The sequence below is a fragment of the Cytobacillus sp. Hz8 genome (assembly GCF_042263505.1).
Taxonomy (GTDB): Bacteria; Bacillota; Bacilli; order Bacillales; family Cytobacillaceae; genus Bacillus_BE.
In genome coordinates, this window is sequence record NZ_JBHKFI010000006.1 from 115,835 (window position 1) to 127,124 (window position 11,290).

Genomic DNA, 11,290 nt, shown 5'->3' on the forward strand with positions numbered 1-11,290 from the left:
TTAAAACAAATATCTTGGGAGTCTGCCTTCTTTAGGCACTCCCCTCTTATATATGAAAGGGGTAATCATCATGAACGGAAACATTCATTCTATCGAATCTTTTGGAACAGTTGACGGACCAGGCATCCGTTACGTCGTATTTACACAAGGCTGCCTTTTGCGCTGTCAGTTTTGCCATAATGCCGATACTTGGGAAATTGGGACAGGTAAAGAAATGAGTGTTTCCGAAATCATCGATGATTTAAAAACCTACCTTCCTTTTATTGAATCATCGGGCGGTGGTATCACTGTTAGCGGTGGCGAACCATTGCTACAAATTCCTTTTTTAATTGAATTGTTTAAAGAATGCAAAAAGCTTGGTATTCATACGACCATTGATTCTTCCGGCGGGTGTTACTCCCAAGCTCCCCATTTTCAGGAGCAGCTGAAAGAACTCATGGAATATACGGATCTCATTCTTTTGGACCTGAAACAAATCAATCGAAAAAGACATATTTCCCTAACTGGTATGGCCAATGATCACATCTTGGAGTTTGCTCGTTTCTTATCCAATATTAAAAAGCCTATCTGGATTCGACACGTATTAGTGCCAACTATTACGGATATTGATGAAGATCTTGAAAAGTTAGGGGAATTTATTGGTACATTGCAAAATGTTGAAAAAGTCGAAATCCTCCCTTACCATAAACTTGGGGTTTACAAATGGGAAACACTTGGACTTGACTATCCATTAAAGGGAATCGAACCACCAAGTGAAGATCGGGTTCAGCATGCTTATGAAACATTAACCAAATATTTATAAACCACTCATACAAAAAGCTGCACATTTCTCTTGTGCAGCTTTTTTAATAAAGCCATTTCCCCTGCTGACTAAAGAAAAACATAAGAATGACTCACTAATTCACAGCAAACTATTCTCATTTCAGAACACATTGGGTATAATATAAATATCTTTAAACATATAGTAAAAAAGACCGATTGATGATGGTAACACCAATCAGTCGATGTAATAGTCGGTTCCCTTCAAGGGGGATCAGCAATAAGCGGAATAATCCACCTCATAGCCGGTTAGCTCAAGGGTGGGTTATTTTTTTTGGTTAAATGACAATACGGCTAAAATTAAGCTCGTAAAAGCACAGGAAAACATTAATGCTTCAAAAACCGTCACAGCACCACCCCCTTTCATTGGGGATGAGCTGACCACCCTTGAGTCTCCAATCTATTACTACATAAGTATAGCAAAAACAACGAACATACGCTCTATTTTTATCGAGAATTTGTATATTTTCTACTATTATGGTACCTTTGGAAAAATTAATCTAATTTATTCGCAAATTCAAAACATATTCCCGATAATGCTTTTTTATCCCGAATTTCTAACATTATTCACGAAATGAAATGCTTCTTCGTGATTTTCAAATTTACTAGCGAAAAATATATCCCTTTTCCGCAATTATTTCACCTGCGAAACTAAACGTAAACCCGCAATCACTTCTTCATTGCATTCATTCCAAAAAAAGAACCCAAAAAGTCAAAGCTTTTTCAGGTTCCTTTTAGAACTATTTCTTCCACCACTCATCAAACATCGACGCCGGAAGTTGTCTCTTATGTTCAGTTGCTTGATAACGTTTTTCGATTGCCTCTGCAATTTCACGTGATACTTGTTTACCTTCTAAATAATCATCAAGCTCATCATAGCTAATGCCTAGTTCTGTTTCGTCTGCCTGACCTGGATTATGGTCTAAAAGGTCTGCAGTCGGGACTTTCAGATACAATTTTTCATCTGCTCCAAGTTCCTTAAGCAGTGCTTTTCCCTGGCGCTTTGATAAACCGGATAATGGTAAAAGATCTGTTCCCCCATCACCATACTTTGTGAAAAATCCGGTAACAGCCTCAGCTGCATGGTCGGTGCCAACGACAAGCAATCCTTCTTGCCCACCAATAGCATATTGGGCAATCATTCTCATTCTTGCTTTGACATTCCCTTTATGATAGTCACGTAAGGCTTCTCCTTTCGTAATCGAATCATATTCTTTTTGTAAATCATCGACTGCCTCTTTAACATTAAAGACATATTCTTCGTCAGCTTGGATAAATGTCAAAGACCTTTGGGCATCTTCTTCATCCTTTTGTACCCCATAAGGAAGACGCACAGCAATGAATTTAGCCAAAAAGCCTGCTTCTCTTAACTCTTCCACAGCAAGCTGAGATAAACGGCCTGCGAGCGTTGAATCCTGGCCTCCGCTAATCCCAAGTACCAGTCCTTTTGCATTCGTTTTTTTGACATATTCTTTTAAAAAATTGATTCTTTCACGAATTTCTAGTTTTGGATCAATCATTGGTTTCACATGTAAGGCTTGGATAATGGTTTCTTGTAAGTTCAAAATTTTTCCTCCTTTTTAAAAAAGTTAAATTGTATCTCTTCTTTAAAATCCAAATTTTTGCTTCACCTTTTCAATGTTTGCCATTTTGTTTTCCCAGCATTTTTGACTTAAATCAACTGGATATTGCTCAGGATTTAAAGAACGCTTATATTCATCCCAAAGGACCTCAAGGTTTTCAGCCGCATAGGCTTGTATCTCTTGAATCGTTGGGACTTGATAGACTAATTTTCCATTGATAAAAATATCCTGATGAAGCTCTTTTGCTTCAAAATCCGTCACGAATTTACTGATGTATGTATGAATTGGATGGAACATTTTCAATTTTTCTTCTGTCTGCGGATTTTCATCATCTAAGGTAATATAATCGCCTTCAGATTTATTATTATTCTTATTAATGATTCGATAAACTCTCTTCATTCCAGGAGTTGTAAGTTTTTCCGGATTTCCACTGATTTTGATGGTATCAGTCATTTGCCCATTTTCATCCTCAATTGCAACTAATTTATATACACCACCTAATGCGGCTTGATCATATGCGGTAATAAGCTTTGTTCCAATACCCCACATATCGATTTTCGCCCCTTGTGTTTTTAGGTTCATAATTGTATATTCATCTAAATCATTGGAAGCAACAATCATTGCATTAGGAAATCCAGCCTCATCAAGCATTTTTCTAGCCTTTTTGGAAAGGTAAGCAAGGTCTCCACTGTCTAAGCGAATGCCAATGAAATTGATTGTATCGCCTAATTCCTTGGCAACTTTAATGGCCGTTGGTACTCCGGATTTTAACGTATCATACGTATCCACAAGAAAGACACAGTTCTTATGTGTGGCTGCGTATTTTTTAAAGGCAATGTATTCATCCTTATAGGCTTGCACAAGGGCATGGGCATGGGTACCTGACACAGGGATTCCAAAGAGCTTTCCTGCTCTTACATTGGATGATGATTCAAACCCTCCAATATAGGCAGCACGTGTTCCCCAAATGGCTGCATCTAACTCATGTGCTCGTCTTGAACCAAATTCCATGGCAGTTTCATCGCCAACTACCTGCTTAATTCTAGATGCTTTCGTTGCAATTAATGTTTGATAATTCACAATATTTAATATAGCTGTCTCAATAATTTGTGCCTCTGCCAATGGAGCTTCTATTCTTAATAACGGTTCATTTCCGAAAACAAGTTCACCTTCCACCATAGAGCGAACGTTCCCAGTAAAACGAATCGTGCTTAAATAATCAATAAATTCTGGTGCATATTCTAGTTCATTTTTTAAGTATTCTAAATCACTTTCACTGAAACGGAAGTTCTCCAAGTATTGGATGACTCTCTCTAGCCCTGCGAAGACAGCATATCCGTTTCCGAAAGGAAGTCTGCGAAAATAAACATCAAATACTGCATTTCGATGATGAATTCCATCTCTCCAATACGTCTCTACCATATTAATTTGGTACAAATCTGTATGTAGAGTGAAACTATCATCTTCATATTGCGTGGTCATTTTATTTACCTCCTGAAATTCTCTAAAGCATTATTCATTTTATTCATGAGTATGGTTTCTCTATACTTTTTTAGCCCCTCATAGATGCATGATTTACTGTGAAATCTTCCTATAAATATGCAACAAATTTTATCATATCAAAATCAAGAATAATATGACATGAAATTACTTTAATTTTTTGTAAAGGACTTTTTATTATCATACTATTGACATTTATTTCTGTAAACTTTATAGTAGTTATTGTCAACTTATTTAATTAAATGGTTTACATATATCGAGGAGGAAAGAGACATGACGAAAGAGAATCGGAAGCTTCGATCCATGATTATTACAGCCCTTTTTGCTGCCATTATTGGTGTATTAGCCCAAATTACGATCCCGCTTCCACTAGTACCAATCACTGGACAAACATTAGCCATTGGCTTAGCTGCCACCATTTTAGGTTCTCGTTACGGAACCTTATCGGCTATTTTATATTTGATTATTGGAGCAGTTGGTGTTCCAGTATTTGCTGAATTCTCCGGTGGATTATCTGTTTTATTTGGAACAACAGGAGGCTATCTGGTTGGTTTTATCCCATCCACCTTCCTTATTGGATTCTATTTGGAGAAAACGAAGTATACTGTTTTCCATGCAGTTATTGCCAATTTAATTGGAATGGTTGTGACCCTTATCTTTGGTACGGTTTGGCTCAAGGTAGCGGCCGATCTAACTTGGACAGCAGCAATTACAGGAGGTCTCACTCCATTTCTCATCGTCGGAGTCATTAAGGCTATACTCGCCGCTTGGGTCGGAATTTTAATCCGCAAGCGACTAATATCCGCCAAGCTTTTATTTAATCTTGATTCTGATATAAAACAGTCTGCCTAATTATTTACTATATATGTCACCCAATCTTTTGCCGTCGACACTCGACGGTATTTTTTTTCGAAATCATGAATCCTTATCATCTTTCACTCGTATAATTAACTATTAAATTGATTCCTTTCATATAATTATATATAATAATCTACATGCCCTAACTTATAGAGGTGAAAAGTTTGATTGATGGTATAATGGAATTTACTGATTTTTCAACAATTTACACATTGTACGTAGGAATCGTTTTTGGTCTTACTTTAAAATATTTTTGGCGATGGAAAATTGGCTATTCTTTTGTTGAATCCTTAAGTACATCATCGGAATTGGCCATAAACATTAGTAGTACTTCGTTTATTGTGAAAAGCTTTAGAAGTCTCAATCCTATCTTACACTTTATCATCAGATATGTCAGAAAAAAATACGGTTCTACTGATGATCCGGAAGACTCACATTTCCTCTATCAACCTTAGAAAAACGATTATACAATTAGGAGGAAAAATTTTAAAATGAAAAAGTATAAAAATATTCTTTTAAGTTTACTACTTGCTGTAACTGCTGTTTTCCTATCAGCCTGTGTGTCACAATCAAGCTACCAAAAGCCGGTAGGAAATCCAAATGGTTTCTTCCATAAAACTTTCGTAGAACCATTTGCTCATTTAATTCATGGATTTGCTGATTTCTTTGGCGGCAGCTATGGTTTTGCGATTATACTTTTAACACTTATCATTCGCTTGGTGCTCATGCCTCTTATGTTAAAGCAATTTAAGAGCCAACAGCATATGAAAGAAAAAATGGAAGTCTTAAAACCAGAAATGGATGATATTCAAAAGAAATTAAAGAAAACCAAAGATACAAAAGAGCAGCAAAAATTACAACAAGAAATGATGGCATTATATAAAAAACATAATGTCAATCCATTGCAAATGGGTTGTTTGCCTGTTATTATCCAAATGCCTATCTTGATGGGATTCTATTATGCAATTCGCGGATCAAGTGAAATTGCGAACCATGAATTTTTGTGGTTCAGTCTTGGAAGGCCAGATCTTTGGATTACTGCTCTAGCTGGGATTATCTATTATCTTCAGTTTAAGGTTTCAACAATCAATATGACATCAGACCAACAAAAACAAATGAAATATATGGGCTTAATTTCACCAGTCATGATTGTAATGGTTTCTTTAAATGCTCCAGCAGCTCTTCCATTGTATTGGACCGTTGGGGGTACATTCTTAATCATTCAAACCCTCATCGCGAAAAAGCTTTATCAAAACAATCCTAAAAATGAAACAACCCCGAAAAAGGCTTAATATAAAATGGGAAGACTCTGCAAAATAGAGCCTTCCTTTTTTATTTCTCATTTCCTTAAAAATTCTTTCCTAGTAAAAAACCAACGTACGCTAATCCTATTCCAATAATATAGGTAACGCTAAAATATAAAATCAACTGTTTCATTTGCTTTTGATTCCAGAGCATAACTCCATCAACCTTCAATGTAGAAAAAGTCGTAAAAGCCCCCATAAAGCCCGTTCCCATAAGTGCATAAGTATAGTCGTTAACAGAAGCTCCCATTAGGAATCCTAATAGAAAGGCTCCAACTAAATTAACGATTAATGTACCAATCGGGATTTGTCGCCTGAATTTTTTCCCATAATTACTAACTATTAATCTGCAGATAGCACCAAGAAATCCTCCCAAACTGATAAGAAGTACTTTTATGATCATCCTTTTTCACCTTGTCTCTCTTTATTTCCGATGTTAAAGCCCCATAAAGCAAAGGCCATGCCTCCAATTAAACTAATGGTTACATAGAGAAGTGCCTTAAAAAACTCACCATGATTAATAAAGGTGACCGTCTCAACGCTTAATGTTGAAAAGGTAGTATAAGAGCCAACAATTCCTGTTCCAACAGTCGTCACAAAATATGGGTGTAATTTCGGATGATTAGATAAATTTTTGGTGATCCAACCAAGAATAAATGCCCCTGATAAATTCACAAATAAGGTTCCATAAGGAAATCCTTGTCCCCCCCAGTTACTTGCTAGGTTTGAAACGAAATAGCGCAAAAGGCTCCCAATGATCCCTCCGATTCCAACTAAAAAATACAACATTCTATAAACTCCCTCCAAATACAATAAACTAGAAAAGAGGTCCTCCCTTTTTTGAGAGACCTCTTCTTCATTCGGGTCATATGCGATTAAATTTCCTCAAAATAATCTTTATAGAAACCACCTACTTTACCGCTGTTGTCCACGATAAAATAAAATTCATCGGTTTCATTCTTTACATCATATGTATTTCCTACCGTCAAAGCATGATTAACGATATATTTTTCAGCATTCGTATGAACGCATTTTACTCTTTTCTTTGTTTCCCTTTGATTCCAAGTTAAATGAATCATGAAAGCCACTCCTTCTAGAATTTCTATTTCTTAGTATAATGAATAAATAACACATTGCGCAACAGCATTTGACTTTTTTCTGGATTGGAAATTTCGTCTTTTTTTCGAAAAATTATAAAAATGGGTTTTCAAAACCACAAAAAACCTTTACAATAAGTGAAAGTTTAATATTTCAATCCTTTTCCAGGAGGTATGCAGATGAAGATTCTGAGTAATGAACAATTGGTTTTCTCGTATCGCGATGCATTAAAATCAGGTAAGGATCATGAATGGGCAAAATTATTAAAGGAAGAGATACAAAGGCGTGGACTAAAGCCCGTCGTCATAAATGATAATTAAACAAAACATTTACAAAAGCCACCGCTGCCTTAATGGCAAACGGTGGTTTATTTAGTTTAGCGTTATTGAAATAAATGTACAACCTGTGTAACGGTAAATGTAACTCCGACAGCGATTGCTGTAGGTATGAGAAACGCAACCAGTGTCCATTTCACACTTTTTGTTTCTTTATAAATATTGAATAAAGTGGTACCACATGGATAATGCAATAAGGAGAAAAGCATCATATTTAATGCTGTTAGCCAAGTCCAACCATGGTCAATAAAGATATGTTTAATCTGTGTTAAATCATCAAGCTCCGTTAAAGCTCCCGTTGATAAGTAACCCATGAGAAGAATGGGAATCACAATCTCATTTGCGGGTAATCCAAGGATAAAAGCTAACAGTATATACCCATCTAGTCCTAAAGATTTTGCAAATGGATTAAGAAAATCAACTAAATACGTTAACAGGCTCATATCGCCAATTGAAATGTTGGCAATCACCCATATTAGAACACCTGCTGGTGCGGCTATAACAATCGCTCGTTTTAAGACAGATGCCGATCGCTCGATTGAGACGCGAACAATTGTATCCCAGAACTTAGGCCGACGAAATGGCGGCAGTTCTAAAGTGTAATGGGTTGGAACCCCTTTTAACATCGTCTTCGATAAGAGAAAACTAACAAGCAATGTCGTGATGATGCCAATCAGAACCATACCTACAAGCATGAGGGTTGTTACAAGCGGTTTTGCTCCTGTCGTAAAACCTGCTGCCATGAACAAGGTAGAAATTAATATTAACGTTGGCCACCTTCCGTTACAAGGGACAAAATTATTTGTTAAAATCGCGAGCATTCTCTCACGTGGTGACTCGATAATTCTTGTTGAGATGATAGCTGCCGCATTACAACCAAAACCCATTGCCATGGTTAAGGATTGCTTTCCATGTGCTCCCACCTTTTTAAAGATCCGATCCAAGTTAAAAGCCACCCGAGGCAAATACCCATAATTTTCAAGCAACCCAAAGATAGGGAAAAAGATAGCCATTGGTGGCAGCATGACACTGACAACCCAGGCAATCCCTCGATATAATCCAAGGATTAGCACTCCATTAACCCAATTCGGTGCATGTATTGCTGTCAAACCTTCAGATAGATATTTTTCTAAATAATTGAAGCCATTAGTTAACCACGATGAAGGAATATTCGCACCTGCAATAGTAATGTAAAAAACAACAGCAAGCATGATTAACATGATAGGCAGCCCTAGCCATTTTGAAGTAAAAATTGCATCAAGCTTCTGAGTTTGATCGAGTCTATTTTCATCTTCAATCTTTATAGAAGCATCACAAATATTTTTACTAGTCAAATAGATTTGTTGGACAATCTCATCCTTCGTTGATTCATCCACATAATCTTGAAAATGCTCTAAGAGTTGCATAAGCAAACGTCCTTCCTTTTTTCTAATGCCTGAAAGAAGGTTCGATCTCCCTCTATTAATCGTAACGCCACCCATCTCAATGGATACTGATCACCTATTAAAGATTGAATTTGAGGAATTAGCTCTGAAATTTTCTCTTCCAGCACCGGACTATATTGAATTTTTAACGGTTCAGGCTTAATCTTTCCGGAAACCATCTGGTCAAGCGTATCTAATAATTGCGGAATCCCTATTTTGGTTCTTGCTGAAATTTTGATTACCGGAACCCCAAGTTTTCTCATTATTCTTTGTTCATCAATATGAATCTTCTTCTTTTTCGCTTCATCGATTAAATTGATACAAATAATCACATTTTCCATAATTTCAAGCACCTGCAAGGCAAGATTTAAATTTCTCTGCAAGGAGGTCGCATCTAATACGACAATGGTGATATCTGGTTTTTTAAATAACAAATATTCCTTTGCCACCTCTTCATCAGGCGATTCGGATAATAAGGAATAAGTCCCCGGCAAATCAATAATTTTATATTCCTTTTGGCGATAGGAAAAGTTACCTTCAAGTAAATCCACCGTCTTTCCTGCCCAATTCCCCGTATGCTGTCTCAATCCTGTTAATAAATTAAAAAGTGTACTTTTCCCTGTATTGGGGTTACCTGCGAATGCGATTTCGTATGGCCGATTATTCATGGTTAACGAGCTCCCCCATAATTTGGCTGCTTTCTTCTTTCCTTAAAGCAATAGTCGTATGGTTGACATGATAGGCAATCGGATCACCTAAGGGGCTTTTCTGCAAAATCTTTACAGTTACACCAGGTAAAAAGCCTAAATCCATTAATCTTCTTCTCATGAAGCCTGTTAAATGGAGGCTTTTGATTTTGATAACATCTCCGATTTTTCCATCTGATAATAGTACTGCATTTGGGGATAACATCATTTCTCCTCCATCCTTTCGTCAATTTTATATTTTCTGATTTCAATATATATATTCTACTCCCTTAAAATGTTTCCTGCAACCAACTTTATTGCGTATTTACACTTTTATTGTACATGGACATGTTTTTTATATGAAAACTGGTGATATACCAATCTCTATTGGATGTTCTGAAAATAAAAAAAACAGAGTGCGCATCCACTCTGTTTCTCTGAAATTGATTATTTTAAGCTTCAAATAATAAAGATTCAGGATCTTCAATTAACTCTTTAATTCTCTTTAAAAATGTAACGGCTTCCTTGCCATCTACAATCCTATGGTCGTAGGAGAGTGCTATATACATCATTGGACGATTTTCCATGCGTTCTGCATCAATTGCCACTGGACGAAGTTGAATACTATGCATTCCCAAAATTCCTACTTGTGGCCCATTCAAAATAGGTGTTGAAAGCAGGGAACCAAAAACTCCTCCATTCGTAATAGTAAAGGTTCCTCCTTGTAAGTCACTGAGAGATAATTTATTATTTCTCGCTTTGACGGCGTAATCTGCGATATCTCTCTCAATTTCAGCAAAATTTTTCCGATCTGCATCACGAACTACAGGAACGACCAAACCTTCGTCTGTAGATACCGCAATGCCGATATCATAATATTTCTTAAGCAGCAGTTGGTCTCCTTGTATCTCTGCATTTATTAATGGTGACTTCTTAAGTGACGCGACCACTGCTTTTGTAAAGAATGACATGAACCCTAGCTTCACATCATTTTCTGCAAGGAATTGGTCCTTCCGGCGTTTACGTAAATTCATGACATTCGTCATATCCACTTCATTGAAGGTGGTAAGCATGGCAGTTGATTGTTTTACCTCTAATAAGCGATTTGCAATTGTTTGACGACGACGAGTCATCCGAATTCTTTCTACCGGTTTATTTTCTCCAGCTGTAGGAGTTGTCTGTGTTACAGCTGGTATTGATTTAGGAGCAGGCGTTGCTCCTTTTTGTCCTGCACCTTTTTGTGCGGCTGTCACATCTTGGGCGCGAATACGGCCAAGTGGATCAGCTGTTGGAACTTGGGTGAGGTCAATTCCTTTCTCTCGTGCCATTTTCCTTGCAGCTGGTGAAGCAATTGGACGGTCCTTTTTCTCAAGTTCCTTTTCAGATTCCAGTTCAACCGCTTCCACCTTTTCTGTCTGCTGTATAGGTGATACATCTTGTGCAGGTGCCCCCTCACCAATGATGGCAATTGCTTCTCCTACCTTTACTGTATCCCCTTCTTGGAATTTTACCTCTTGTAATGTACCGCTATACTCAGAAATGATTTCAACATTCACTTTATCTGTCTCTAATTCAACAATATAATCCCCTTTTTCAATTACATCCCCTGGATTTTTCAACCATTTAGCAATCGTCCCCTCACTTATTGACTCTGCTAATTCTGGAACTGTGATTTCAGCCATC

13 protein-coding genes are annotated in these 11,290 nt (G+C 37.0%); 4 read left to right on the forward strand and 9 right to left on the reverse strand.

Annotated elements, in window-relative coordinates; all coding sequences use genetic code 11:
* The first annotated feature begins 70 nt into the window (after positions 1–70).
* Positions 71–802, forward strand: coding sequence for a pyruvate formate-lyase-activating protein (gene pflA / locus ACE38V_RS09905; protein ID WP_375841087.1), 732 nt, complete (start codon positions 71–73; stop codon positions 800–802).
* Positions 803–1,559: 757 nt separating this feature from the next.
* On the opposite strand, the gene nadE is transcribed toward pflA, so the two are convergent.
* Entirely contained in the window at positions 1,560–2,384 is an 825-nt protein-coding gene (gene nadE / locus ACE38V_RS09910; protein WP_375841090.1) for an ammonia-dependent NAD(+) synthetase, read from the reverse strand.
* 42 nt (positions 2,385–2,426) lie between these two features.
* Positions 2,427–3,884, reverse strand: coding sequence for a nicotinate phosphoribosyltransferase (locus ACE38V_RS09915; RefSeq protein ID WP_375841091.1), 1,458 nt, complete (start codon positions 3,882–3,884; stop codon positions 2,427–2,429).
* Positions 3,885–4,175: 291 nt separating this feature from the next.
* Here ACE38V_RS09915 and ACE38V_RS09920 point away from each other — a divergent pair, with 291 nt between their 5' ends.
* Together ACE38V_RS09920 and yidC are read left to right on the forward strand one after the other, a co-directional pair.
* Positions 4,176–4,754, forward strand: a complete 579-nt coding sequence (locus ACE38V_RS09920; RefSeq protein ID WP_375841092.1) for a biotin transporter BioY — start codon at positions 4,176–4,178, stop codon at positions 4,752–4,754.
* Between the two features lie 497 nt (positions 4,755–5,251).
* Complete coding sequence (gene yidC, locus ACE38V_RS09925) at positions 5,252–6,052, forward strand: membrane protein insertase YidC (RefSeq protein WP_375841093.1); 801 nt, start codon at positions 5,252–5,254, stop codon at positions 6,050–6,052.
* A 55-nt stretch (positions 6,053–6,107) separates the two neighbouring features.
* On the opposite strand, the gene crcB (ACE38V_RS09930) is transcribed toward yidC, so the two are convergent.
* From crcB (ACE38V_RS09930) to ACE38V_RS09940, 3 genes are all read right to left on the reverse strand, one after another.
* On the reverse strand, positions 6,108–6,464 hold the full coding sequence (crcB, locus tag ACE38V_RS09930) for a fluoride efflux transporter CrcB (protein ID WP_375841174.1): 357 nt from the start codon (positions 6,462–6,464) through the stop codon (positions 6,108–6,110).
* Positions 6,464–6,853, reverse strand: a complete 390-nt coding sequence (crcB, locus tag ACE38V_RS09935; protein ID WP_375841094.1) for a fluoride efflux transporter CrcB — start codon at positions 6,851–6,853, stop codon at positions 6,464–6,466. Before crcB (ACE38V_RS09935) ends, crcB (ACE38V_RS09930) begins: the two co-directional genes overlap by 1 nt.
* An 86-nt stretch (positions 6,854–6,939) precedes the next feature.
* A complete protein-coding gene (locus ACE38V_RS09940; RefSeq protein WP_375841095.1) occupies positions 6,940–7,143 on the reverse strand; it encodes a DUF6501 family protein in 204 nt (67 codons plus the stop codon).
* Positions 7,144–7,341: 198 nt separating this feature from the next.
* Here ACE38V_RS09940 and sda point away from each other — a divergent pair, with 198 nt between their 5' ends.
* On the forward strand, positions 7,342–7,482 hold the full coding sequence (sda, locus tag ACE38V_RS09945; RefSeq protein ID WP_375841096.1) for a sporulation histidine kinase inhibitor Sda: 141 nt from the start codon (positions 7,342–7,344) through the stop codon (positions 7,480–7,482).
* A gap of 62 nt (positions 7,483–7,544) precedes the next feature.
* Here sda and ACE38V_RS09950 read toward each other — a convergent pair whose 3' ends face one another.
* From ACE38V_RS09950 to odhB, 4 genes are all read right to left on the reverse strand, one after another.
* Positions 7,545–8,903 carry a nucleoside recognition domain-containing protein gene (locus ACE38V_RS09950; RefSeq protein WP_375841097.1) on the reverse strand — a complete coding sequence of 453 codons (1,359 nt, stop codon included), beginning with the start codon at positions 8,901–8,903 and terminating at the stop codon, positions 7,545–7,547.
* Complete coding sequence (locus tag ACE38V_RS09955; RefSeq protein WP_375841098.1) at positions 8,891–9,589, reverse strand: FeoB small GTPase domain-containing protein; 699 nt, start codon at positions 9,587–9,589, stop codon at positions 8,891–8,893. Before ACE38V_RS09955 ends, ACE38V_RS09950 begins: the two co-directional genes overlap by 13 nt.
* Positions 9,582–9,833 carry a FeoA family protein gene (locus tag ACE38V_RS09960; protein ID WP_375841099.1) on the reverse strand — a complete coding sequence of 84 codons (252 nt, stop codon included), beginning with the start codon at positions 9,831–9,833 and terminating at the stop codon, positions 9,582–9,584. The genes ACE38V_RS09955 and ACE38V_RS09960 overlap by 8 nt, the downstream gene beginning before the upstream one ends.
* A 226-nt stretch (positions 9,834–10,059) precedes the next feature.
* The gene (gene odhB / locus ACE38V_RS09965; protein ID WP_375841101.1) at positions 10,060–11,289 is read right to left on the reverse strand and encodes a 2-oxoglutarate dehydrogenase complex dihydrolipoyllysine-residue succinyltransferase; all 1,230 of its coding nucleotides are present in this window, start codon (positions 11,287–11,289) and stop codon (positions 10,060–10,062) included.
* Position 11,290: the final 1 nt, after the last annotated feature.